Raw genomic sequence first — 26828 nt, 5'->3', positions numbered from 1 at the left:
AGATGTTGCCGATTAATTTTCTTCACTTAAGATGTCCCATCATCAAATCATGTTTTTTTAAATACTAGTAATGGAATACAATACCACGCGCAATTACCTGATAATGAAGGAATATGGCAGGAATATCCAGAAAATGGTGGAGTACCTGGTAACCATAGAAGACGACGAAGAGCGCCAGCGTAATGCTATGGCTGTAATAGAGCTGATGGGTACGCTGAACCCGCATTTACGTAATGTGGAAGACTTCAGGCATAAATTATGGGATCATATTTTTAATATCTCCGGCTTTACCCTGAAAGTGGAATCACCATATCCAATCCCCACGATTGAAAAGCTCAGAGCCAAACCCGACAGACTTCCTTATCCCAAAAAATATCCCAGGAACCGCCACTTCGGCAAAAACCTGGAAATGATCATTGATAAAGCCGTACATGAAGATAATCCTGAAAAAAAAGAAGGATTTACCCAGTGTATCGGTAATTATATGAAACTGGCCTACAGTAACTGGCATAAGGAAAGTGTACACGATGACGCCATCAAGGCTGAATTACTGGCCATTACAGATAACCAGCTGGAATACCACCCGGGCCATACTGCCCATATTCCAGGCCCTGTAAGCTTCGCACCAAGCGGTAACGTTGCAGGCGCGGGCGACCAGTTCCGCTCCAATAAGCGCAAAAACTTCCAGCAAAACAAGTTCAAAAGCAGCAACAGCGGCAGTGGCGGCAGCAAAAGCCGGGATAATAACAATAAGCACAATAACAAATACAACAAAAACAGGAACAAGTGAGTAGTGCTTTTGAAGTAAGAGGCGGCAACCGCTTAAAGGGGGAAATTGTACCCCAGGGCGCCAAAAACGAAGCTTTACAAATCATCAGTGCCGTGATGCTAACCCCCGAAAAGGTTACTATCACCAATATTCCGGATATAGTAGATGTAAATCTGCTGATAGAGTTGTTAGGAGATGCTGGCGTAAAATTGAATCGTATCAGCAGGGACACCTGCGAATTTCAGGCAGATGCAGTAGATCTGAAGTACCTGGAAAGCCCTGAATTTAAAAAGAAATCCGGCCGTCTCCGTGGTTCGGTGATGATTGCAGGTCCGCTGCTGGCAAGGTTCGGACGTGCCTTCATCCCAAAACCCGGCGGCGATAAAATAGGCCGTCGCAGACTGGATACCCATATTATCGGGTTCGAGAAACTGGGAGCCAGGTTTGTATATGACGCGGATGATAACTACTTCCGCCTGGAATCTTCCGGAGGGCTCAAAGGCGCCTATATGCTGCTGGATGAGCCAAGCGTTACCGGTACTGCCAATATTGTGATGGCAGCCGTAATGGCCGAAGGAACCACCACTATTTACAACGCTGCCTGCGAACCATACCTGCAGCAGCTATGTAAAATGCTGAACCGGATGGGCGCCCGCATCAGCGGAGTAGGCTCCAACCTCCTCACCATTGAAGGCGTAGAATACCTGGGCGGCTGCGAACACAGCATGCTCCCGGATATGATAGAAATAGGCTCCTTCATTGGCCTGGCCGCCATGACGCAAAGTGAAATCACGATTAAGGATGCAGGCGTAGATCACCTGGGTATCATCCCGGAGAAATTCCGTCAGTTAGGTATCCAACTGGAAATCAGGGGAAACGATATCTATATTCCTTCCCAGGACTCCTACGAAATCCAGACATTCCTTGATGGTTCCATTCTTACCATTTCTGATCATCCCTGGCCCGGATTTACACCGGATTTGCTGAGCATTGTGCTGGTAGTAGCCACGCAGGCAAAAGGCAGCGTGATGATCCATCAGAAAATGTTTGAAAGCCGCCTGTTTTTCGTAGATAAACTGATAGACATGGGCGCACAGATCGTATTATGCGATCCGCACCGTGCAGTGGTAATCGGTTTGGGCCGCCAGCACAACCTGCGCGGTATCACTATGTCGTCTCCCGATATCCGTGCCGGTGTATCCCTGCTGATCGCTGCACTCAGCGCAGAAGGAAAGAGCACCATTCAGAACATTGACCAGATAGACCGTGGCTACCAGTACATCGACGAGAGGTTGAGAAAACTGGGAGCAGACATAAAGAGAGTATAAACAGTTGTTCATACTTCATCAAAACCCAAATACCAGCAAAACATTTTACTGGTTTTTGGGTTTTGCATTTGGAGTAACCGCTACCTTGATTGTAATTAATAATGGAAAGAAAGATCATCATCGTTACCGCTCCTTCAGGCGCCGGTAAAACCACCATCGTAAAAAAGCTGCTGGCTAATATGCCCGTACTGTCCTTTTCTATTTCCGCCAGCACCCGCACCCCGCGTGCCAGCGAAGTACACGGAAAAGATTACTACTTCCTGTCTTCCGATGAATTTCATCAACGGATTGAAGAAAACGCCTTCGCAGAATATGAAATGGTGTATGCCGGTAAATATTACGGTACCCTGAAAAGTGAGCTGGAGCGTATCTGGAACAACAACCAGATCCCGATGGTGGATATTGATGTAAAAGGGGCTTTATCTATCAAAGAAAAATACCACAACAACGCACTCACCATTTTCATACAGCCCCCCTCGTTAGATGCCCTGCGTGTACGGCTTAGCGAAAGAGGTACGGAAACACAGTCTTCCCTGGACGAACGGCTCGCCAAAGCCCGCTATGAGCTGTCGTTTTCCCATGAATTCGACGAGATTGTAGTAAACGACGAACTGGAGCACGCCTACCAGGAAGTGAAAAGGCTGGTGACAGATTTTTTAAATATAAAATAGCGACGTGATCGTTGGTTTTCCTAATTCGTTATTTTTGTTAGGATGGACGGATACACAATAATTATTTTGGTTTTCCTGGTATTGCTGGCAGGCTTCTTTTCAGGCATCGAAGCTGCATTTGCCAATGTGAACAAACTTAGCATTGAGCTCAAAAAAAAGCAAGGCAGGGCTACTGGCAAAATATTGGCCAGTCTGAACGAAAACCCCAGTCGCTTCCTGGCTACCAGCCTGGTAGGATTCACAATTACCATAGTCGTTTATGGAATCCTCGTGGCAGGCGTATTTCAGCCGGCACTGGATACTATTATGCGGAAGCCTGATTCAGCCAGCATTCAGCCCTTTATTATTTTCGTTGAAATAATACTGGCTACCCTGTTGGTATTATTCCTGGGCTTTTTTATTCCACGGGCAATTTTCCGGTCAAGACCGGAAACATTACTCAGTTTCTTTGCGTTGCCCGTGTCTATAGTGGCCAAGCCACTGTATGTGATCGGTAATGTGCTGGCTTCCATCTCCGAATGGATGCTGAAATATTTGTTCAATGTCCGTATCGTGGAAAACGGTGAATCCTTTACCCGCGTGGATGTAGAGCATTTTATCCGGCAGTCGCAGCAGCATTTTGGAGAAAATAACCAGGAGCTGAATACAGAACTGTTTGAAAATGCCTTGTCACTTGCACATGTAAAAATCCGCGGCTGTCTTATTCCCCGCAAGGAAATAGAAGCGCTGGAAATACACCGGCCACTCAGCGACGCCCGGAGTAAATTTATGGATACCAAACTATCTAAGATCATTATTTACGAAGGTACTATCGATAATATCCTGGGCTACATCCACCAGCTGGATATGTTTAAAAACCCGCCGGATATCAAAAGCATCATTCATCCGATACTGGCCGTGCCCGAAACAATGAGCGCCATCGACCTCCTCAGCAAATTCAATAAAGAACGTAAAAGTATTGCCTGGGTAGTAGATGAGTTCGGAGGAACAGCAGGTATTGTAACTATTGAAGATGTACTGGAAGAAATTTTCGGGGAAATCAAAGATGAACATGATGAAGAAGAATTCGTAGAAAAGCAGATCGCCGAAAAGGAATATATTTTTTCAGGAAGATTGGAACTCGATTATTTGAATGAGAGATATGGATTGGATTTTCCGGAAGACGAAAGTGAAACCTTATCAGGCTACATCATCAACCATCACGAAACCATCCCGAAGATCAAAGAGCGTATTATAATCGACGATTATGAGTTTGATATTCTGAACGTTACGGATACCAGGATCGAAATGGTGAAGATGAAGATGTTAGTTTAAGATTCACCGTTAAGCTGGTTGACTTATCAGATATTAATATGATATAATTATTTCCTTAATGTAACGCTTAACGATACAATAACAATTTTACTAAAATGTTTTTAAAAAAAAGTAGTAGGAATTTAACACGGATTGTATACATTTGCTCCAGATGATGTAACACAATGATTTGATTTTTGTTAAAAGGTTGTAAAAAAAGTGTTCCAACATTGATAATAAAATAATTCTTGTTATTTTTGTATTACAATATAAAACGCAACCAGGGATTCTTACTTATTCTGAACGCTTGCCATCAATTAGGTAAGTAGTTTAACTGGAAGCTAAAGACATTCTCGAATTCAACTTTTTTGGGGTTAACAAACAATGGATGAAAGGCCGGCTCTTGATTCTTCTCGGGCTGGCTCTTTTTTTTCTCCCAACTGCTCTCACGCTTTTCTCCCTTTTTCTTCTTCCTGATTTTTTCTTTTTATGTTACATGCAGTGAGCATGAACACCACTCTGCTTAAAGCAATATTAAAATAGGGCACTTTATACGCGGTACACTGTAATTTGTAGTATGCAACCGCTATATTTGTGATCCTTAATAAGAAACTGTATTCAATATCGTTCGACCGTATAAAGTATGTTAAAGAAATTATTCGCAAGCAATGAGGATAAGGCAGAGATGTCCTTTTTCGATCACCTGGAAGATCTCAGGTGGCACCTTGTCAGATCGGCCCTGGCACTTGTTGCATTCAGCGTATTCGGCTTTTTATATACACAGGAAATTCTGGATAACGTAATTTTCGGACCTACCAATGCCGATTTCCCCTCTTATGTAGCATTATGTAAAATCAGTCATTGGGTAGGACTGGGAGATCAGCTCTGTATTACGCCTGTAAAGGTCCAGTTTTTGAATTATAAGATGGTGGGGCAGATCATGTTGCAATTTAAACTGGCGTTCATGATCGGCTTTATTTGCGCCTTCCCTTACATTTTCTGGGAGTTCTGGCGCTTCGTAAAACCGGCGCTGAAAGAAAAAGAACTGAAAGGAGCAAGAGGTGTGATCTTTTGGGTATCTTTTCAATTTTTCCTCGGGATCGGATTCGCCTATTTCCTGATGGCGCCTTTCACGATCAACTTCCTCGCTTCTTATACCGTTACGGCAAAAGCTGTAAACCAGTTTTTTATAGATGATTACTTTGATCTGATGACACAGATCGTATTGGGTATGGGCATCCTGTTTGAATTGCCTATCCTCGTATTTTTCCTTACCAAACTGGGCATCCTCACACCTGAATTCCTCAAATCTTACAGGCGCCATGCCATCGTGGTGATCCTGATCCTGGCTGCAGTAATCACACCGCCGGATCTCATAGATCAGCTGATTGTATTCGTTCCCCTGTACTGTCTGTATGAAATCAGTATCTTTATATCGAAAAAGGCGCTGAAAGACCGTGAAGAAAAGATGACTAAAACAGAGGTGGAAGAGTGGTCCTAGTTATCTCTAACAGTTAATAAGATATTGAAAATGGAAAATAACATATTTAACCTGACATTGCCAGTGGCTATCGGTTCTGATCATGCAGGATATGAATATAAAGAAGAAGTGATTTCTTTCCTGGAGTCGAAAGGCTTGCAGGTAAAGGATTACGGTACTCACTCGAAAGATTCCGTGGATTATCCTGATTATGCACACCCGGTATCTACAGCAGTGGAAAGGGAGCAAGCCGCCTTCGGGATCCTGATCTGTGGCAGCGCCAACGGAGTAGCCATTACTGCCAACAAACACCAGGGGATCCGCGCTGCGATCTGCTGGGGAGAAGAGCTGGCGCGACTGGCCCGTTCACACAACAACGCAAACGTGCTGTGTATCCCCGCCCGTTTTGTGGATATTCCCGCCGCCAATCAAATGGTAGAAGTGTTTATCGGTACACCGTTTGAAGGCGGCCGCCACCAGGACCGGGTACGTAAAATGGTTTGCCTGTAACGGTTTTAAGCCATATATCATTTTTTACTGTAACGAATACACGAAATTGTGGTAATATTAAAGAGCCGGCTTCCAACCGGCTCTTTTTTTTAATATACATGTGAATCTGACCATAAAAAAATACTCCATGAGAGTTCTCTCTGCAGTTACTTTTCTGTTACTGATGAATATTGCGCAGGCACAAACCAATAACGGGGTGGCTGCAGAATATGGTGAAACCATTACCGCCGGCGGTCTTAGCCGGCAACTGCACATCATTGCAGGACCGGAAATGGAAGGAAGGGAAACCGCCACAAGAGGGCAGGAGAGAGCTGCCGCTTATATTATCAGCCAGTTCTCAGCGGCAGGACTTCAACCCGGCGCCAATGGGAAATGGAAACAATATTATCCCATCTATTCAGATAGTTTGCTCAAAAGCACCATCACTGTTCGTAATAAAACGTATTCATTTGCCCAGGATTTTCTCGCTGATCTGCGCTCCGGCAACAAACAGGATTTGCGCGTATCCCGCGTATTTTATGCAGATGCAGGAATAGTAACTGCAGATCACAACGACTATCAGAACATGGATGTAGAAGGCCAGGTAGTGATGATCAGGGATGACGTCAGGAGAGGATTACAACGGGACCGCCGTAGTTTCGATGAAAGGATCAGTACCGCGAAAAACAAAGGCGTGGCCGCCTTGCTGATCATCAGCCCCGCCGCCGGCAGATACCGTTCCCTGGAGCAAAAAAAACTGCATACCACCGGACTTTACTGGCAGAAGGATACCTCCTTGAATCCGAATATCTACTACATCACACCCGCCCTTGCATCCGATATACTCAATACCGACAAAGGCGATAACCTCCTCGAAGAAATAGAAAGGGGCTGGAAACCAACCGCCGTAACGCAAACACCGGTTCATCTTGTTTTTGATAAAGCAGCCACCGTATTACAACCCTCCAACGTACTCGCCTACCTGGAAGGCACGGATAAAAAAGAAGAAATTGTTTTCGTTACCGCCCACTATGATCATCTCGGAAAAAAAGATGATGAGATTTTTTATGGTGCAGATGACGACGGATCAGGTACCAGTGCAGTGATAGAAATAGCCGCTGCATTCGCCCGCGCAAAAAAAGCCGGCAAAGGCCCCCGGAGAAGTATGGTATTTATGACCGTGTCTGGAGAGGAAAAAGGACTGCTTGGCTCCCGGTATTATACGGAACACCCCATTTACCCATTAGCCAACACCGTCACGGATCTGAATATTGATATGATAGGGCGTATTGACCCTGCACATGAAAGAGATACCAACTATGTGTATATAATCGGCGATAATAAACTCAGCTCCGAACTGCGGCCCATTAATGAAAAGGCCAATGATACCTTTACCCATCTTAAACTGGACTATAAATACAACGACCCCAACGATCCGGAAGGATTCTACTACCGTTCAGATCATTATATGTTTGCCCAACACGGCATTCCGATCATTTTTTATTTCAATGGCACGCACGCTGATTATCACGCCCCCACAGATACGGTTGAGAAAATCAGTTACAACCTCCTGGCAAAAAGAGCCCGACTGGTTTTCTACACCGCCTGGGAAATTGCCAACCGTGAACAGAAACTGGTAGCAGACCGGCACGAAAAATAACCCGGTAAGCTCCAATCTTCCAAAAATCTCCTATTTCCGGTATGGATGTACCGGTTAAATCCTTTTTGTTTTTTTTAACAAATTTTTTTAAATTGTGTATAGAGTCTCTTTTTTTTAGGAGCAATAAATAGATATTTCTTTTTTTGTATTTAAATAAACAGGTGAATCAAGGGTAGTTAAGGTGTTATAAGGCGATTATTTCACTGAGAGCCGGCCTCCCCATTAAACATTTTTAACTAAGCTGTTGTTGTTCAGTCGGTATTTATAGGATCAAGTTGGAATTTTAACGGTGATAATAAACAGCACCGGTTCCTGCTATCTGTAACTATATAAACTTACCAGTATGGAAGCACCTGCCACCTTTTCTTTTTTAAAAAAGTACTATCCCACAAGGAGAGCACCCTTGTGCCCTGATCGATGTTGCAACCGAAACACCTGGTTGCATGCATTGTAGTATTGTTATAAATTATCCTGGTTGTTCAGAATGTTGAGAAACGAAGATGCTTACAGCACACAATGGTATACCCTGCCATAAATAAGATACAGCACTCGTAGTGGAAACCTAAAACTGAGAATGCATGCCTGATTTTTATAACGCTTATTGGTGGCTCTTTTTGTTAAGAGGAATTTTCGCCCTGGTATTGGGAGTACTGGCCGTTGGTTGGCCTGGTGCTACTTTTGCCACATTGATCGTTTTCTTAGGCGCCTATCTTTTCATTGCCGGCCTTTTTGCTGTTGCCGGCGCAATAGCAGCCCGGAAAACGAACGAAAACTGGGGTATTTTCCTGCTCTCAGGGCTGTTAGGCGTTATATTAGGTATCCTCACTTTTTACAATCCTTTTGCCACCGGCGCAGCACTCATTTATGTGGTTGCTTTCTGGGCTATGCTGGCGGGCCTGTTTGAATTGATTATTGCCATCAGGTTAAGGAAAGTGATAACAGGCGAGGGCTGGTATATTGCAGGTGGTTTGCTGACTATCATCTTTGGGATTCTCCTGGTTGCAAACCCGGTAGCAGCGGCGGTTACACTTACGTGGATCTTTGGCATATATGCCATCTTCACAGGAATCATGCTCGTATTGCTTTCATTCAGATTGCGCAGCAGGAGCTAAACGATAGCTATATTGATATAACTGAAGAATACGGTACCCTGTTTTACTATTTTTTAAAGTACCCCATTATGCAAGCTTATTCTTTAACTAAAACCTTCTTTATGATTGTCGTAACACCTGATTAGGGCGCCTGTTGCCGCTATTTATCAGGGCGTTGATACCTCCCTTTTAAATTACGTGGCAGGCGCCGGCAGTACCCGGAAGGAGACCCGCGGCGTTACCACTACTGCCTCAAAATCTATTTCTCCCGGCCAAATTACAGGCTGTTGTTCTAGCTAATTGTGAATAATTTAAAGTTAACCGTTATGTCATCCACCGAATTTAATAACTTATTACTTGGAAACGCCGATTTCCTGCGGCCGTATGCAGTAACTTTAACTAAAGACTCTGAATCTGCAAAAGATCTCTACCAGGAAACCTTATTCAGAGCACTGTCTAATCGTGATAAGTACCTTGCCGGCACTAACATCCGCGCCTGGCTGTATACCATCATGAGGAACATCTTCATTAACAACTACCGTCGCGGTAACCGCCAGTACCGGCTACTGGATAATGCGGTAGGAGATTACCTGTTGAGCCACCAACCTTCTGCCATCGGAAATTTTGCAGAATCAGACCTGCGGGTGAAAGATGTGCAGATGGCAGTATACAATCTGCCGGTTATTTTTAAACAACCATTCCTGTTGTACTTTGAAGGCTATAAATATTATGAAATTGCAGCTATACTCAATGAACCATTGGGTACGGTAAAAAGCCGTATCCACTTTGCCCGGAAAATGCTGAAGACCCGTATTACAAGGCATTAACGGCTATTAACCCTGTCATACTATACTCAGACTTTTGGATAACAGAAGTCTGCAAACCCTCAATATGGCCATTGAAAGCCGCTATGAATACCCGGTAGCAGGCTAAAATTGTGATTGTTTGTACACCGTATTGCCTGTAATTACCCTGTCAGGTGAGCGGTTATTGTTATACGCCTGTTTGCAGACTTCCGTTATCCTTCTTCTCCTCCGATTGTCATCCCCTGTCCCGCCAATTGTCTTTATAAGCACAAATCTTTGTTAAATAACCATTTATTATCCTGGGAAATATATAAAAACCGGTTTAAAGCCGTTTATTAGCATAGACTTTTCAAATTTTTTCCCGGATTCTCTACAACTTACTGTACGCCCGGCAACAACAATGCTTATTTTTTTATGCCTAAAGTAACTTTCAACAACAAGAATGCACTATTCTTTCCGGCGCTCAAATCCGCTGTAGAGGACTATTTCAAATCAAACAACATTCAAAAAACAGGTAACTGGAAACTATATATTAAAACCGCCATCCTCATTCCGGTAGCGGTAGCCCTGTATGTTTCGGTATTATTTATATCGATGCCGGCCATCCTCTCGGTAACTTTATGCGCTTTACTGGGATTTGTACTGGCAAGTATCGGGTTCAATGTAATGCATGACGCATGTCATGGCAGCTATTCCACCAACAGTAAAGTGAACGATACCCTCGGTCTTACCCTTAACGCATTGGGTGGCAACGCTTTCATCTGGAAACAGAAGCACAATATCATTCACCACACCTACACAAACGTAGACGGCCTGGATGATGACATCGCCAAAAGCCCGCTCATGAGACAGTGCAGCTCCCAGAAATGGGTGCCCATGCACCGGATCCAGCATATTTATGTAGTACTGGTATACGCCATCTCCTCCTTTGCCTGGGTATTTATCATGGATTTTGTAAAATACCTGAGCCGGAAAGTATATACCACCCCGCTGCAGCCCATGAAATTAACCGATCATATGGTGTTCTGGGGTAGCAAAGTGCTGTACCTGGTGTTTTATATCGCACTTCCCATCGCATTGGTAGGCTGGCAGGCGTGGGCCATCGGCTTCGCAGTAATGCACGTGGTAATGGGCTTTACCCTGGCCATCGTATTCCAGCTGGCTCATGTAGTGGAAGAAACCGAATTTGAAGTAGTGGGCGAAGATGCCAAACTGATCGAAAACGAATGGGCCATTCACCAGATCAAAACCACCGCTAACTTCGCACCCGGACATAAAATCATCTCCTGGTTCGTAGGTGGCCTCAATTACCAGGTAGAACATCACCTGTTCCCGAGGATCAGCCATGTACATTACCCGGCCCTCAGCAAAATTGTGGCCGCCAAATGCGCAGAACACAATCTTACTTACAATTCCATCCCTACCATGCAGGGAGCAGTAATATCTCATTTCCGTTTCATGAAAGCGCTCGGCGCTAAACCGTAGCGGAAGATCGCCTTCGGCGATTGGAAATTGTCTTGGAGCAGGATTACGCTGATTATACTGATTTTTTGATTTGATCATATTTTATTTTTAATGATTAAGGGAGATAAAAGCGAATTATCCGCTTTTATCTCCCTTAATCATTTATAAAAATCCGAAAAGTAAAATCCGAAAAATCAGTATAATCAGCGTAATCCTGCTCCAAGACAATTTCCAATCGCCGAAGGCGATTCTATTCTCCTCCTTTTTCGTACTTTTACACCCTTCAGAAATACTACATCTTTTCTACATATAAAATATAAACAGCAGTCGTGATGAAGGCAAATTATTTAGACGAGCTTAACGAACAACAGCGGGAAGCAGTAATACATATCAACGGCCCTTTGATGATTGTAGCAGGCGCCGGTTCGGGAAAAACGAAGGTGCTTACCACCCGTATCGCACACCTGATGCGGAACGGCGTGGATGCGTTTAATATTTTATCCCTCACCTTTACCAATAAGGCTGCCCGTGAAATGAAAGAACGTGTGGAAAAGATCCTCGGTGGCAGCGAAGCCCGTAATCTCTACATCGGTACCTTCCACTCCGTATTTGCCCGCCTCCTGCGCGCAGAAGCACACCGCCTCGGCTATCCAAACGATTTTACCATCTACGATACCGACGACGCCAAAAGCGTTATCAAAACCATTATCAACGAACTGAATCTCGATGATAAACATTATAAACCCAACTTCGTTTACAACCGCATCTCCGCTGCCAAAAACAGCCTCATGGGACCGGACGAATACCAGTTGGATAACCTGGTGCAACAGGAAGATATGCGGGCCAACAGGCCACTGATCGGCAAAATCTACGACATGTACGCCAAACGCACGTTTAAAAACGGCGCAATGGACTTCGATGACCTGTTGTTTAAAATGTATATCCTCCTCAAAACATTCCCGGAAGTACTGCATAAATACCAGCACAAGTTCAAATACATTATGATCGATGAGTACCAGGATACCAACCCCGCCCAGTACGAAATCATCAAATTACTCGGTGCTGTCAATGAAAATATTTGCGTAGTAGGAGATGATGCCCAGAGTATCTATTCCTTCCGCGGCGCTACCATCGAAAATATCCTCCAGTTTGAAAAGGATTATGATGATGTGAAAGTGGTAAAACTGGAACAAAATTACCGCAGCACCAAGTCCATCCTGAATGTAGCCAATGAAGTAATTGCACACAATAAAGGACAGATAGAAAAGAACCTCTGGACAGATAACACCGAAGGCGATACCATCAAACTGGTACGCACCATGACCGACAACGAAGAAGGTAAATTCGTAGCCGACACTATTTCTGAACAAAAGCTGCGGAATCATTACGACAACCGCGACTTCGTTATCCTGTACCGCACCAACGCCCAAAGCCGCTCCTTTGAAGAAAGCCTGCGCCGTAAAGCCATTCCCTACCGCATCTTCGGGGGCCTGTCTTTCTACCAGCGCAAGGAAATCAAAGACTACGTGGCTTACCTGCGTATCACCATGAACACCCGCGATGAGGAAAGCCTGAAACGGATCATCAACTACCCCGTTCGCGGTATCGGTAAAACCACCATTGAGAAAACGATTGTGCTCAGCAATGATCACAATATCACCATGTGGGAAGTGCTGGAAAGGGCCCGGGAGTTTGGTTTCAAAGGTGGTACCGTGGAAGCCATCGAAGCGTTTGTGATTATGATCAAAAGCTTCCAGGCAATGCTAACCTCGCACAACGCCTATGATGTGGCCGTTGCAGTGGGTAAGTCTACCAACATTGTAAAAGAACTGTTTAACGATAAAACTACGGAGGGGCTTGCCCGTTACGAAAACGTACAGGAACTCTTAAACTCCATCAAAGAGTTTACAGAAACCCCCGACGAGGAAGGAGAACTGCTCGATAAAAGCATGGGCTCCTATCTCCAGCAAATTACCCTGCTCACTGATGCCGATCAGGGCACCGACGAAAACAGCGATGTGGTGAAACTGATGACTATCCACGCGGCAAAAGGACTGGAATTCCCCGTGGTATTCACCGTAGGACTGGAAGAAACATTGTTTCCCAGCGGTATGTCTATCAACACCCGGGAAGAGCTGGAAGAAGAAAGAAGACTGTTTTATGTAGCCATAACCCGCGCAAAAGCGCGCTTATGGCTCACCTACGCCAATAGCCGTTACCGCTTTGGTAACCTGGTACAGAATGAACCGAGCCGTTTCCTCGAAGAAATGCCGGAGAAATTCATTGACCGCAGCTATGCCGGCGGAGGCAGCGTACGCAACGCCTTTGGTAGTGGCAGCACCTCCGGATGGAGCAACAGCAACAATATGTTCGACCGGAAAAAGGCGCCATCGCAACCTTCCCAGCCGGTAACGCAGAAGCCTGCTGCCAAGCCAAGCTTTTCTCCTGCCACTACCCATGTACCCTCTGCCGATTTTGCCCCGGACGATCTGGCTGGCATGGAACCCGGCATGCAGGTAGAGCATCAGAAATTTGGATTCGGTATCATCGCAGCAATGGAAGGAGCGCCCAACAACAGGATTGCTACCATCAATTTCCCTAAAGGCGGTGGTGAAAAGAAAATTATGCTGAACTACGCCAAGCTGAGAATAGTAAGATAAGTGACATGAAAACCGCGATGTTAAAACTCCGGCAGTTTTGCGCCTACCAGGAACGGAGCCACCAGGAAACAAAATACAAATGCCTGGAGCTGGGCCTGCGGGGAGAGGAAGTAGACGAAGCCATTTCTGAACTCATCGCTGAAAATTTCCTCAACGAGGAAAGGTTTGCCAAAGCCTACGCCGGCGGTAAATTCAGGATCAAGCAATGGGGACGCAAAAAAATCAGGATGGAGCTGAAGCAGAAACAGGTGTCTGCCTACTGCATCAAAAAAGGAATGGAAGAAATTGATGAAGGTGATTATATCGCGGTACTCCATAGGCTGGCGGAGAAAAAATACCAGTCGCTAAAAGGAGAAACAGCCATGAAACGGAAGTACAAGGCCATACAATACCTCCTGCAAAGAGGCTTTGAATCTGAACTCATCAACGAAGCACTTGAACAAATCGCAAAGAATGAGGCTTAAGCGGGCAATAATTTGAAAAGTTTCTAACCCGTCAGGCCGTAATTTTGTGACCACAATAACCGATAATGTCAGATCTGAAAGTAACACTCATACAAACCCAATTGCACTGGGAAGATAAGGAAGCCAACCTCCGTATGTTTGATGAGAAAATCAACAGCATCAAGGAAAGGACTGAGGTGGTATTTTTACCGGAAATGTTCAGTACCGGCTTCAGTATGCAGTCAGCGCTCCTGGCTGAAACAATGGATGGAACCGCAGTGCAGTGGATGAAGAAGAAGGCGGCAGAGAAAAATATCATCATCACCGGCAGCCTGATCATTGAGGAAAACGGAGAATACCTGAACCGCCTGATCTGGATGTTGCCCAATGGCACCTATGGCACTTATGATAAGCGTCACCTGTTTGGTTATGCAGGAGAACACGAACACTACACACCCGGTAATAAACGCCTCATTGCACAGGTAAAGGGCTGGAAAATCAATCTGAACATCTGTTACGATATGCGTTTCCCGGTATGGGCGCGCAATACCATCCAGCCGGATACCAATGAAGCAGCTTACGACCTGCTCGTGTATGTAGCCAACTGGCCGGAAAGACGTAAAACCGCCTGGACCACGCTGCTACAGGCCCGCGCTATTGAAAACCAGGCATTTGCCATCGGCGTAAACCGGGTAGGCAATGATGGTAACAATATTTATCACAGCGGGGAAACCAGTATTATTGATCCGATGGGAGAGATCATCTACCGCAAATCGCACGATGAAGACGTATTTACGTATACCCTTCAACGTGAGCGGCTGGAGGAAGTGAGGAAAAACATTCCTTTCCTGAAGGATGCCGACGCATTTACAATTCTCCCAAAGGGATAACTAACTAAAAACAAATTTTGATATGTTGTTACAGGCAGTCCATCACATCGCGGTTATTTGTGCAGATTACTCCCGGAGTAAAGCATTTTATACCGGTGTGCTGGGGCTGCAGGTAATACGTGAAGTATACCGGGAAGAACGGAACTCCTGGAAACTGGATCTGGCACTGGGCAACCAGTACATTATTGAGCTTTTTTCTTTCCCGGACCCGCCGCCACGGCCCAGTCACCCGGAGGCCTGCGGGCTTCGCCACCTGGCTTTTGCGGTGGCTGATATCGAAGCCGCCATTGCACAACTACAGCAAAAAGGGGTGAGTACCGAACCCCTGCGCATTGATCCCCATACCCAACAACGATTTACCTTTTTTGCAGACCCCGACGGTTTGCCTTTAGAGTTATACGAAGTCATTTAACACCCGTAAAATTTTATTGCTATGTCTGTTGCCTACATCAATGCCCGGATCTTTACCGGGGAAGAGATATTGGATGATCATGCAGTGATTACGCAAGGAGGGAAAATTACCAGTATTGTTCCCGCCCCGGAATGGAAAAAAAACGGTAGTGAAACGGATCTGAAAGGAGGCTTGCTGGCTCCCGCTTTTATAGATCTGCAGATTTATGGCGGCAACAGCCACGTGTTTTCCATGTATCCTTCGGTTACTTCGCTGGCGGCTACCGTAGCTTACAGCAAAGGCGGCGGCGCGGCGTGGATCATGCCCACCGTGGCTACCATCAGCCCCGAAATTATGCAGGAAGCTATGAATGCAGTAAAGGCTTATTGGGAGCAGGGCGGACAAGGCGTGCTGGGATTACACCTGGAAGGGCCTTTTATCAACCCTAAGAAAAAAGGCGCACACCTCGAGCAATATATTCATGCCCCTACCCAGGAAGATATTAACTGGATCCTGGAAAACGGCCGTGATGTGGTGAAGATCATGACCCTGGCGCCGGAATGCTGTGATCCCGAACTGGTAAGACAGCTGGAAGCAGCCGGTATCGTGATATTTGCGGGGCATAGTAATGCTACTTACGCGCAGGCCTATACGTCGTTCGACAGTGGTATTCATCATGCCACGCATCTTTTTAATGCCATGTCACCGCTGGAAAGCCGCGCTCCCGGCCTGGTGGGCGCCATTTATGATCATCCGCGCGTATCCGCCAGCATTGTGGCAGATGGCGTACATGTAGACTTTGCCTCCATCAGGATCAGCAAAAAGATCATGAAAGAACGTTTGTTCCTGATTACAGATGCGGTAGAGGAAAATAAAGAAGGCGGGTATGTATATATTAAGGAGACAGACCGTTATGTAAGCGCCTCGGGTGTTTTGTCCGGCTCACGGCTCACAATGACCAAAGCCGTCCGCAACTGTGTGGAGCAGGTAGGCATTCCGCTGGAGGAAGCTTTACGCATGGCATCCCTGTATCCGGCCCGCGCAATTGGCCGTGAGCAGGCATTGGGCCGTATTGCCGTAGGCTACGACGCGGCATTGGTAGCCATCGACTCTAACTGGGAAACTACAGTATACTGTTAATACCCCTATCTTCGCAGGATTAATAATACTGTATATCCGCATGAGTGCACTAACTCGCTTCCTGAAAAAAGACCGGTATAAAAATCTGTTCCTGCTCTCCTGGCTGGTACTGGGCCTGCTACAGGCATGCTTCTCTGAACTATGGGATGATGAAGCCTACTATTGGGTGTATTCACGTCATATGGATTGGGGTTACTTTGATCATCCGCCCATGATTGCGCTGCTGATCAAAATAGGATACGGGATCTTTCATAATGAACTGGGAGTGAGGCTGCTCATCGTAGTGGTAAATACACTCACCCTGTGGATTACCGCAAAACTGATTGCTTCAAAAGACAACAAACTCTTTTACCTGCTCATAGGATCTATGGGCGCCATGCAGATCGGTGGTATACTGGCAGTGCCGGACGTTCCGCTGATCTTTTTTGCAGCCGTATTTTTCTGGGTTTACCGCAATTTTGTAAATGAGCAAACCTGGAGAAACACCTTGCTGCTGGGCATTTCAATGGCATTGATGTTTTACAGTAAATACCACGGCATTCTGCTGGTATTTTTCACGGTATTATCCAACGTGAACCTGTTAAAGGTATTCAAGTTTTATGTGGCCTGCATACTCACCACGGTGTTGTTCCTGCCGCATATCTACTGGCAATACACCCACGGCTTCCCTTCGCTGCAATATCACCTGGTAGACAGGAACGCATCTTCCTATAGCATTAATTACTCGCTCGATTATCTCGGCGGGCAACTATTATTATTCGGCCCTTTGCTGGGCTGGCTCATACTGTATTATGCGTTCCGCAGCCCGATCACCAACTCCTTTGAACGCGCCCTGAAATTTTGCGTGATAGGGGTGTTGTCCTTTTTCCTGCTCAGTACTTTCAAAGGCAGGGTAGAGGCCAACTGGACGGTGATGCTCTTTACACCAGTAGTAATACTGGCGCATCAGGCCATTGTACGGAAAGGGTGGTCGCAGAAATGGTTGCTGTATACCTTGCCGGTTACTTTGCTGCTGGTACTGGTAGTGCGGGTATACATGGTGTGGGATTTTATGCCGGGAGTGGAAATAAGACCTGAAATCCATCATAACAAAGAATGGACTTCACAGGTAGCCGCCCGTGCCCAGGGCAAACCAGTGGTTTTTGTGAACAGCTATCAGCGGCCTTCTAAGTACATGTTTTATACCGGGCAACTTTCCTATAGCCTCAATAGCCGCTATTCGCGCAGGAGCCAGTATAATTTCTGGGATACCGAAATACAGCTCTGGGGTAAGCCTGTAATGGTGGTATCCGATCCCGGTTCAGGAATACCTATCACGGATAGCCTGAAAACAGTTCATGGCACATGGGATTATTACATTCAATCTGATTATTACTCTTACTCACTGATACAGCTGAAACCCGCGCTGAAAAGCATCCGGGCAAAACGTGGCGAACATGTAAATGTGATCCTGCAACCTACTAATGGCTATCACCAGCCTATCCGGCTGGACAGGTCCAATGAGCCGGTGCTTGGTTACGGATTTATGGCGAAAGATGAAGCGCTGCCACCGGTGAAATCCTCCATGACCCTGGAAAGGGCCGTGCTGCGCCGTCTCATCAACCTGGAAGTAGTGATGCCCGACAAGCCGGGTAACTACCAGCTGAAGTTCTCGGTGTTTGCAGGCGATTTGCCACCCACCCACAACAGCCCGGTGATACCGGTGATTGTAGAGAAGTAGGGATCGCCTTCGGCGATGTAAATTGTCTTGGAACAGGATTACGCTGATTAAACTGATTACTAAGATTTGATCATATTGGATTTTAACAGATTAAGGGAGATATAAGCGAATAGATTCGCCTGTATCTCCCTTAATTATTATAATAAATCCCAAAAAATAAAATCAGTGAAATCGCGGTTAATCAGCGTAATCCTGTTCCAAGACAATTTACATCGCCGAAGGCGATCCGCTGAATTATTGCTGGAACGCGTTCCAGCCCTGCGCTACCAATTTATACTTGTTGCCGCCTTTGGTAAGGATATGCGCTCCTTCGGTAATATCGGTCATGTAGCCGATCACGCTGATCTGCTCATTGAGTACAATTTTGTCGTAGTCTGCCTGCTTCATGGTAAACAACAGCTCATAGTCTTCACCGCCGCTCAGCGCGCAGGCAGTGGGGTCCAGTCCAAACTTCATGGCTATTTCCTTGCTTTCCTGGGCAATGGGGATCTTGTCTTCGTACAGCACAACACCCAGGTTACTCTGTTTGGCGATATGCAGTATTTCAGAGCTGAGGCCATCGCTTACATCCATCATGGAGGTAGGTTTAATCTCTTCCTGTTGCAGGAAGTCGATGATATCCTTACGGGCTTCCGGTTTCAGCTGGCGGCCTATGATATAGGTCTGGTCTTCCAGGTCGGGCTTCACTTCCGGGCTTTCCAGGTAAATCTTTTTCTCTCTTTCCAGGAGGGTGAGGCCGAGGTAGGCCGCGCCCAGGTCGCCGGTAACGCAGAGCAGATCGCCCTTTTCAGCGGTGGATCGTTTTACGAACTGGTCGGGGGTTACTTCGCCGATGGCGGTAACACTGATGATAAAACCTTTCTGCGAGTTGCTGGTATCGCCGCCGATCAGGTCTACGCCATACTTTTCGCAGGCAGCGTACACGCCTTCGTAGAATTCGTTGAGCGCTTCCAGGGAGAAACGGTTAGAGAAGGCAATGCTGACTGTGATCTGCGTAGGCGTGGCATTCATCGCGTAGATGTCCGACAGGTTTACCACTACGGCTTTATACCCGAGGTGTTTCAGTGGCGTGTACATCAGGTCGAAGTGAATGCCTTCCACCAGCATGTCGGTGCTGATCACCGTTTGTTTGCCGAAGTGATCAATCACCGCGGCATCATCGCCCACACCTAATACGGTGCTGGCATTTTGTATTTCTATGTTCCTGGTGAGATAATCGATCAATCCGAACTCTCCCAGGTCCTGTATTTCAGTTCTTTCCTGTTCCATCTTCCCAATACTTATTTACCGTTAACAAGATCTTGTAATGCACTATGGATACGACCGTTGGTGGCCAGTATCTGTTTCTGATAGGGAGAGTAACGGTTGCCTGAAAAGTCTGTTACCTTTCCACCCGCTTCTTCTACAATGAGGTAACCGGCGGCGGAATCCCATGCCTGGAGATGGTGTTCATAAAATCCATCAAAGCGGCCGCAGGCCACCCAGCAAAGATCTATAGCTGCAGAACCCAGGCGGCGAACGGGAATGCCCTCCCTGATAACGCGCTCAAGTACCTGTAAGGGATTGTTGGGACTATCCTGCCATTGATAGGCAAAACCTGTTACCAGGCAGGAGGTTGATACATCGGCTTTGCCAGAAACATTGATCGGCTTGCCGTTCAGCGTAGCGCCCTGCCCTTTTTCTGCCACAAACAACTCGTTCATAAAAGGGTTGTATACGGCGCCCAGTATCATTTCTCCTTCTTTTTCCACGCCTATGGATACGCAACAGAGGGGAATACCATTGGCGTAGTTAACCGTACCGTCGATCGGGTCAATGATCCATTTCACGGAAGAATCCGTCTTCATCTCGCCTGCTTCTTCACTCAGGATAAAATGATCTGGATAAGTTTCCCTGATAATGTTGATGATAGCGGTTTCAGATTTTTTATCCACTTCTGTTACCAGGTCGTTAACCGTACTTTTACTGCTCACCTCGAAAGGACCGTTGAAATATTGTTGCAGTATTTTTCCGCTGGCTTCAGTAGCTTTGAGTAAAGTTGTTTTTAACATGCCGCAAAGGTAATTACGAATTGCGAATTATGAATTGCGAATTATAATCTACATGTTTTGGATATTTTATATGTATAGATGACTTAATGATATCACATAATCTGTAATTCCGAATTATCAGTCAACTTATATTCAATATTCCACTTATTTTTGTAGTTCAATTAAAGAGAGGGAAAGTTAATGGCCATCATAGGTAATCTTATTTCCAGGTCACTACGCATCAGGAAGAAGTTCACATTTAAATTAGGAACACCGCGCCAATACCAGATGCAGGTGTTGCATCGTTTGCTGGAGAGGGCCAAGGATACAGAGTTTGGCCGCCACTACCAATTTCAGGAAGTATTGGATGGCGCTAATTTTATTAGCCACTACCGCGAAAATGTTCCCGTGCATAACTATACTAAAATGCACGCGGAGTGGTGGTACCGCTGCCTGGAAGGCGAAGCAAACGTGAGCTGGCCCGAGAAGATCAAATACTTTGCATTGAGCTCAGGTACTTCTGAATCTGCCAGTAAACATATACCCGTTACCAAAGCCATGCTGAAAACAGTGAAGAAGGTGGGCGTGAAGCAGCTGTATTCTATGGCCAACTTTAACATCCCGCCCCGCTCTTTTGAAAAAGGCATCCTGATGCTGGGGGGTACTACTTCATTGTTTGAGAAAGGCGACTATTATGAAGGTGATATGAGCGGCATCCAGGCTAAGAATATCCCGAAATGGTTCCGCCGTTTTTATAAGCCGGGTGGTAAAATATCCCGCAAACCCAACTGGGAACAGCGTATCAAGTTAATCGTACGCAAAGCGAAGGAGTGGGACGTAGGTACTGTTTGCGGTGTACCTGCCTGGGTACAGATCGTACTGGAAGAAATCATCAAATATCACGCGGTTAAAAATATCCATGAAATATGGCCAAATCTGGCGGTATATATTCATGGGGGCGTATCTTTTGAACCGTACCGCGACAGCTTTGAGAAGCTGCTCGGAAAGCCCATTGCGTTCATTGAAACCTATATGGCTTCTGAAGGTTCTTTCGGCTTCCAGGCACGTCCGGGTACAAAAGGTATTAAGCTGGTTCTGAATGCAGGGATCTTTTATGAGTTTATTCCTTTTAATGAAGAAAACTTTGATGCTGAAGGAGAAGTAAAACCCAATCCTAAATCTTACATGATCCATGAGGTAGTGGAAGATGTGGAATATGCAGTGATGTTGTCTACCTGCGCAGGCGCATGGCGTTACCTGATCGGCGACGTGGTGAAATTTACTTCCGTAAAAGAACATGAAATAGTGATTGTTGGCCGTACCAAACAGTTTCTCAGCCTTTGCGGGGAGCACATGAGTATCGACAACATGAACAAAGCGATAGATAACGTTCAGAAAAAACTGGGTATAAACGTCCGTGAGTTTACTGTAGCCGGTTTCCCTTATCAGAACCTGTTTGCACACCGCTGGTATGTAGGTACGGATACACCAGGTGTGGATGCGGAAAAAGTGCGCGAAATCATCGATCAAACCCTCGCAGAGGTAAACGATGATTATGCCGTGGAACGTTCTGCTGCGCTGAAGGAAGTATTTGTGGAGATATTACCGAATGATGCGTTTATAGATTACCTCCGTTGCAAAGGCAAGGAAGGCGCCATGAATAAATTTCCCCGTGTAATGAAAGGTGAGAAACTGAAAGACTGGGAGAAATTTCTTGCGGGAAAAACCGTTAAGAGTTAAGTTGCACCTGTGACACGGAAATTATACGCATGATAGCATCAATTGTAGCGGGACTGGGACTGGGATTATTTCTTTCTTTATCAGTAGGCCCGGTAATATTCGCAATTATAAAATACAGCATCAATAACGGCTTTAAGGCAGGGATCAGCTTCGCACTGGGCGTGTCTTTCAGCGATATCATTTTTGTGTTGACAGGTAACCTGGCCACCTCTTTTATCAGCGGCCTGGAAGAATATAAGAGGTCCATAGGTATTGTAGGAGGTTGTTTGCTGATAGGTATGGGTGTATACGGACTGTTGTTTAAAAAAGTAAAGATCAGTACGGGAGAAGAAAAACCGGAAATGTTTCGCACCCACGACTACCTCAAAATATGGCTCGCCGGGTTTTTAATGAATACCCTGAATCCTGGTGTTATTATCTTCTGGTTAGGGGTTTGCGTGGCCAACAGCGCTACTACAGCCGGGCACCGGATCATCATGTACGCAGTTTGCCTAAGCCTGGTGTTATCGGCAGATATCCTGAAGGTATTTGTATCTGATAAGATCCGTCATAAACTAACGCTTGCCAATGTAGAATGGCTGAACCGTATTGCCGGGGCCAGCATGATCATTTTTGGCGTGGTGTTGCTTTATAAAGTATTGTTCGACGTAGGCGCAATGGGACACTAAAAACACTTACAATAAAAGAAAAAGCGTTCCGTGTATCACGGAAGGCTTTTTCTTTTATTGTAAGTGTTTATTATCCTTTGATAGTCCAGGTTTCACTGCCTGCCAGTAATTTATCCAGGTCGCCGGGGCCTTTCTTAGCCAGCGCTTCTGTTAACTGGAAGCCCATGATATCTTCGTAAGTAGGACGGAAAGCCTCATAGAAGATACCGAACGGACGGGGTAAATGTCCCTCAATACGTACATCGTCAAACATACGGGTGAGCAACTGCGCTTTGTAGAAATCATTTTCATCATGGATCCACAGGTCGCTTTCTGTATACCCGCTGCCCAGTTCCACTGCCACTGGTCTTAAACCATCGAGGCGGATTCCTTTGTTTTTGGCAGCACCAAATACCAGCGGTTTGCCGTGTTCCACAAAAAGGGTTTCATCGGCTTTGCTGCTTTTTTCTGTGAAGGCTTCAAAAGCGCCATCATTGAAGATGTTACAGTTCTGGTATATTTCCAGGAAGGAAGCGCCCTTATGTGCATGGCTGCGTTTCAGCATTTCCTGCAGGTGTTTGGGGTCGCGGTCCATACTGCGGGCAATAAAAGTAGCATCAGCACCCAGGGCCAGGGCCATTGGGTTAAACGGATGGTCAATACTACCCATCGGGGTAGATTTGGTTACTTTATTTTCTTCTGAAGTAGGAGAGTACTGTCCTTTTGTTAAACCGTAAATCTGGTTGTTGAACAACATGATGTTCACATCAAAGTTACGGCGCAACAGGTGAATGGTATGGTTACCGCCAATGGACAAGCCATCACCGTCGCCTGTTACAATCCATACGCTCAGTTCCGGGCGGGCTGCTTTCAAACCGGAAGCAATCGCCGTAGCACGGCCGTGGATAGAGTGCATACCATAGGTATTCATATAGTATGGAAAGCGCGAAGAACAACCGATACCGGAAACGATCACAATGTTTTCGCGGGGTACGCCCAGCCCGGGCATAATAGTTTGTACCTGCTTAAGTATAGAGTAGTCGCCGCAGCCAGGGCACCAGCGTACTTCCTGGTCCGTTGTAAAGTCTTTCGACGTAAGTGGCGCCTGCGGGGCTATAGTTGCTGTTGACATTAGTATGAGTTAAAATAAAATATTATAGAGTCCGTAAAGTTACGATAGATAGCTGTAATTATCAGCTCAGGGTGCCTGTAATTCTTCCCAAAATTCTGCCGCCCGGCGGGTATGCGGAATCACTATAGTGCCGCCTACTATATTGGCTACTGCAAAGATTTCATACATTTCTTCGGTGGTAACGCCCTGCTCAAACGACTTCTCCAGGTGATATTTGATACAATCATCGCAACGAAGTACCATAGAAGCCACCAATCCAAGCATCTCCTTCGTTTTGGTGCTCAACGCTCCCTCTGCATAGGTATTGGTGTCCAGGTTGAAAAGCCTGTTTATCACTTTGTTCTGCTTTCCAAGTATTACCTCGTTCATCTTAGCCCGGTAGTCGTTAAACTCCTGAATCGCATTGGCCATATAACTGCTGTTTATGTGTTATGTTTATCGTTTCACCCAATAAAGCTATGAAAGGATTTACAAATATAGATTAATCTACCGGTTAAGTAGACTATTTGGCCTATAACCTATATTTATGGATCATAACCAAAAGTTATTGCGCAAAAGGCATTCGTTAAATTAGTCTATTGATATAATAGACTATTTGTATATTGAGTAGATAAACCCTCTTTTTCAACAAGATCTGGATCGAAATTATGACAACAACCAACTTCTCCCTGCTCATGGCGCTGCTATTGTGCACAGGCGGGGCGGCACGGGCGCAGGATAAAAAGCTCACCGGGTATGCCGGCAGCGCCGCCACCCAACAGCTGGAACTGGAAAGCCGCTTCGATAAACAGTTAAGCAGCAGCCACATAGGCGAAACCATCAAAGCATTATCTTCCCAACCACATCACATTGGCTCCGCCCGCGGCAAAGCCGTAGCGGAAGATATCCTGCAACGCTTCAAAAGCTACGGCTGGGACGCGGAAATAGTAACCTACCAGGTACTTTTCCCCACCCCCAAAGAACGCCTGGTAGAACTCAAAGGCCCCACTACCTACAAAGCGCTGCTGAAAGAACCCGCCCTGAAAGAAGATGCCACCTCCGGCCAGGAAGGCCAATTGCCTACTTATAACGCCTGGAGTGCCGATGGCGACGTGGAAGGGGAACTGGTATATGTGAATTACGGCCTCCCGGAAGATTATGAATACCTCGACCGGGCCGGTATCAACGTAAAAGGCAAGATAGTAATCGCCAAATACGGCCGCTCCTGGCGTGGCAGCAAGCCAAAAGTAGCACAGGAACACGGCGCTGCCGGTTGCATCATCTACTCTGATCCGAAAGACGATGGCTATTACAGCGGCGATGTATACCCAAAAGGAGCGTTCAAAAATGAATATGGCGTGCAACGTGGCTCCGTAATGGATATCGTGATCTATCCCGGCGACCCGCTCACCCCCAACACCGGCGCTACCGCCAATGCACAACGGCTCGATCGCCTGCAGGCGCCCAATCTCCTGAAAATACCGGTACTGCCCATCAGCTACCATGATGCTACACCATTGCTGCAGTCCCTGGAAGGCCCCGTGGCGCCGGACGAATGGAAGGGCGCCCTGCCATTTACCTATCACATCGGCGGCGGTAAAGCCAGGGTGCACCTGAAGCTGTCGTTCGACTGGCAGATACGCCCCTGCTATAATGTAATCGCCAAACTGAAAGGAAGTGAACAACCCGATCAATGGGTGATTCGCGGCAACCACCATGATGCCTGGGTAAACGGCGCCGCCGACCCCATCAGCGGACTGGCCGCTCTCCTGGAAGAAGCCAAAGCCATCGGCGCACTGCATAAGCAAGGCTACCAGCCAAAACGCACACTGGTTTACTGCGCCTGGGACGGAGAAGAACCCGGCCTACTCGGTTCTACCGAATGGGTGGAAGACCATGCCGCCGAACTGAAAGAAAAAGCAGTGGTATACATCAATTCCGATAATAATGGCCGTGGTTTCCTCAATGCCAGCGGCTCTCATGCCCTGGAAACCCTCGTGAATGAAGTGGCGCGTGATATTACTGATCCGCAAACACAGGTCAGCATCCTTGCCCGTAAACAGGCGTCAGAGGTGTTAAAGGCCGCTACTCCCAGGCTGAAAAAGGAAAAGCTGGCCAAACAAGGCATCGCCATCGGCGCTATGGGCTCTGGTTCGGACTATTCTTCTTTTCTCCAGCACCTGGGTGTGCCCTCCCTTGATGTTGGTTTTGGGGGAGAAGATGCGGGCGGCGAATACCACTCCATCTACGATTCCTACGACGACTATACCCGGTTTAAAGATCCCGGCTTTAATTACGGGGTGGCACTTTCACAAACTGCCGGTCATACGGCTTTGCGTGTAGCCAATACCGTTACACTGCCATTCGATTACCGCAAGCTCTATGAAACCGTAAACGGTTATGTGAATGAGTTAACGGAACTCACCAGCAGCCTGCGCGAGTCCACCACTATCGAAAATCAACTGATCCGTGACCGCAAATACCAGATCACTACGGATACTGCCAAACATTTGTTACCCCCACTTCCCAAATCAGAAGTGCCATACCTGGATTTTTCTCCTTTGCAGAATGCCCTCACCGGTTTAGACACCGTTACCATATCGCTTGCGGCCAGGAAACAACTCTCTGCCGCGGCTAACAAAGCGCTGTACCAGGGCGAACAGCAACTGCTTAACGATGCCGGCCTGCCTGCGCGCAGCTGGTATAAGCATACCTTGTATGCTCCCGGATTTTATACCGGCTATGGCGTTAAAACCATTCCCGGTGTAAGAGAAGCCATTGAGCAACGCCGCTGGAAGGAGGCACAGGAACAGATTAGTGTGGCGGCGGCGGCAATCAATCGCTTGTCCGCCTACTTAGCGAAGATCCGATAATGCGGAGGGGATCGCCTTCGGCGATTGTAAATTGTCTTGGAGCAGGATTACGCTGATTATACTGATTACCAGGATTTGATCATATTGATTTTAATAGATGAAGGGAGATAGAAGCGAATGTTTCCGCTTTTA

23 protein-coding genes are annotated in these 26828 nt (G+C 46.4%); 19 read left to right on the top strand and 4 right to left on the bottom strand.

The features are described from left to right. Positions 1-70 precede the first annotated feature (70 nt). The 16 genes from ACMXI2_RS26805 to ACMXI2_RS26730 all read left to right on the top strand — a co-directional run bounded on the left by ACMXI2_RS26805 (position 71) and on the right by ACMXI2_RS26730 (position 18295). On the top strand, positions 71-790 hold the full coding sequence (locus ACMXI2_RS26805; RefSeq protein ID WP_079471219.1) for a DUF4290 domain-containing protein: 720 nt from the start codon (positions 71-73) through the stop codon (positions 788-790). After that, positions 787-2097, top strand: a complete 1311-nt coding sequence (murA, locus tag ACMXI2_RS26800; protein WP_483778987.1) for a UDP-N-acetylglucosamine 1-carboxyvinyltransferase — start codon at positions 787-789, stop codon at positions 2095-2097. Before ACMXI2_RS26805 ends, murA begins: the two co-directional genes overlap by 4 nt. Before the next feature lie 101 nt (positions 2098-2198). After that, positions 2199-2768 (top strand): guanylate kinase, encoded by a 570-nt coding sequence (gene gmk / locus ACMXI2_RS26795; protein ID WP_420986956.1) that lies wholly within the window; start codon positions 2199-2201, stop codon positions 2766-2768. Positions 2769-2810: 42 nt separating this feature from the next. Further along, positions 2811-4082 carry a hemolysin family protein gene (locus tag ACMXI2_RS26790; protein WP_483778986.1) on the top strand — a complete coding sequence of 424 codons (1272 nt, stop codon included), beginning with the start codon at positions 2811-2813 and terminating at the stop codon, positions 4080-4082. A gap of 622 nt (positions 4083-4704) precedes the next feature. Then, positions 4705-5562, top strand: a complete 858-nt coding sequence (gene tatC, locus ACMXI2_RS26785) for a twin-arginine translocase subunit TatC (protein WP_483778985.1) — start codon at positions 4705-4707, stop codon at positions 5560-5562. Positions 5563-5592: 30 nt separating this feature from the next. After that, a complete protein-coding gene (rpiB, locus tag ACMXI2_RS26780) occupies positions 5593-6051 on the top strand; it encodes a ribose 5-phosphate isomerase B (protein WP_483778984.1) in 459 nt (152 codons plus the stop codon). 127 nt (positions 6052-6178) lie between these two features. After that, entirely contained in the window at positions 6179-7690 is a 1512-nt protein-coding gene (locus ACMXI2_RS26775) for a M28 family peptidase (protein ID WP_483778983.1), read from the top strand. A gap of 578 nt (positions 7691-8268) precedes the next feature. Then, complete coding sequence (locus tag ACMXI2_RS26770) at positions 8269-8802, top strand: HdeD family acid-resistance protein (RefSeq protein ID WP_483778982.1); 534 nt, start codon at positions 8269-8271, stop codon at positions 8800-8802. A 305-nt stretch (positions 8803-9107) separates the two neighbouring features. Further along, positions 9108-9608: an RNA polymerase sigma factor gene (locus tag ACMXI2_RS26765; protein WP_079471211.1), complete on the top strand. Its 501-nt coding sequence runs from the start codon at positions 9108-9110 to the stop codon at positions 9606-9608. Between the two features lie 393 nt (positions 9609-10001). Next, positions 10002-11072, top strand: a complete 1071-nt coding sequence (locus tag ACMXI2_RS26760; RefSeq protein WP_483778981.1) for a fatty acid desaturase family protein — start codon at positions 10002-10004, stop codon at positions 11070-11072. A gap of 311 nt (positions 11073-11383) precedes the next feature. Continuing rightward, positions 11384-13711, top strand: a complete 2328-nt coding sequence (locus ACMXI2_RS26755) for an ATP-dependent helicase (RefSeq protein ID WP_483778980.1) — start codon at positions 11384-11386, stop codon at positions 13709-13711. Between the two features lie 5 nt (positions 13712-13716). Further along, positions 13717-14175 carry a regulatory protein RecX gene (locus tag ACMXI2_RS26750; RefSeq protein ID WP_483778979.1) on the top strand — a complete coding sequence of 153 codons (459 nt, stop codon included), beginning with the start codon at positions 13717-13719 and terminating at the stop codon, positions 14173-14175. Positions 14176-14240: 65 nt separating this feature from the next. Continuing rightward, positions 14241-15044, top strand: a complete 804-nt coding sequence (locus tag ACMXI2_RS26745; RefSeq protein WP_483778978.1) for an amidohydrolase — start codon at positions 14241-14243, stop codon at positions 15042-15044. A gap of 22 nt (positions 15045-15066) precedes the next feature. Further along, positions 15067-15456: an SMU1112c/YaeR family gloxylase I-like metalloprotein gene (gloA2, locus tag ACMXI2_RS26740; protein WP_483778977.1), complete on the top strand. Its 390-nt coding sequence runs from the start codon at positions 15067-15069 to the stop codon at positions 15454-15456. Positions 15457-15477: 21 nt separating this feature from the next. Next, positions 15478-16575 carry an N-acetylglucosamine-6-phosphate deacetylase gene (nagA, locus tag ACMXI2_RS26735; protein ID WP_483778976.1) on the top strand — a complete coding sequence of 366 codons (1098 nt, stop codon included), beginning with the start codon at positions 15478-15480 and terminating at the stop codon, positions 16573-16575. A gap of 40 nt (positions 16576-16615) precedes the next feature. Continuing rightward, entirely contained in the window at positions 16616-18295 is a 1680-nt protein-coding gene (locus tag ACMXI2_RS26730; protein WP_483778975.1) for an ArnT family glycosyltransferase, read from the top strand. 234 nt (positions 18296-18529) lie between these two features. On the opposite strand, the gene thiL is transcribed toward ACMXI2_RS26730, so the two are convergent. Then, complete coding sequence (gene thiL / locus ACMXI2_RS26725; protein WP_483778974.1) at positions 18530-19564, bottom strand: thiamine-phosphate kinase; 1035 nt, start codon at positions 19562-19564, stop codon at positions 18530-18532. 11 nt (positions 19565-19575) lie between these two features. Then, positions 19576-20346: an inositol monophosphatase family protein gene (locus ACMXI2_RS26720; RefSeq protein ID WP_483778973.1), complete on the bottom strand. Its 771-nt coding sequence runs from the start codon at positions 20344-20346 to the stop codon at positions 19576-19578. A gap of 180 nt (positions 20347-20526) precedes the next feature. On the opposite strand from ACMXI2_RS26720, the gene ACMXI2_RS26715 reads away from it, so the two are divergent. Further along, complete coding sequence (locus ACMXI2_RS26715) at positions 20527-22065, top strand: GH3 family acyl-acid amido synthetase (RefSeq protein WP_483778972.1); 1539 nt, start codon at positions 20527-20529, stop codon at positions 22063-22065. Between the two features lie 29 nt (positions 22066-22094). Further along, positions 22095-22733, top strand: a complete 639-nt coding sequence (locus tag ACMXI2_RS26710; RefSeq protein ID WP_483778971.1) for a LysE family translocator — start codon at positions 22095-22097, stop codon at positions 22731-22733. A 70-nt stretch (positions 22734-22803) separates the two neighbouring features. Here the strand turns inward: ACMXI2_RS26710 and ACMXI2_RS26705 are convergent, their stop codons facing one another. Both ACMXI2_RS26705 and ACMXI2_RS26700 read right to left on the bottom strand, forming a co-directional pair. Continuing rightward, entirely contained in the window at positions 22804-23844 is a 1041-nt protein-coding gene (locus ACMXI2_RS26705; protein WP_483778970.1) for a 2-oxoacid:ferredoxin oxidoreductase subunit beta, read from the bottom strand. A gap of 66 nt (positions 23845-23910) precedes the next feature. Further along, complete coding sequence (locus ACMXI2_RS26700; RefSeq protein WP_483778969.1) at positions 23911-24255, bottom strand: carboxymuconolactone decarboxylase family protein; 345 nt, start codon at positions 24253-24255, stop codon at positions 23911-23913. A 236-nt stretch (positions 24256-24491) separates the two neighbouring features. Between ACMXI2_RS26700 and ACMXI2_RS26695 the strand changes: the two genes are divergently transcribed. Next, positions 24492-26696, top strand: a complete 2205-nt coding sequence (locus ACMXI2_RS26695) for a transferrin receptor-like dimerization domain-containing protein (protein ID WP_483778968.1) — start codon at positions 24492-24494, stop codon at positions 26694-26696. The last annotated feature ends 132 nt before the right edge of the window (positions 26697-26828 follow it).

Source organism: Chitinophaga sp. G7 BAM 1005 (genome assembly GCF_057126945.1).
Note: the sequence above shows the minus strand (reverse complement) of the source record. Positions and strands in the feature narration are given on the sequence as shown.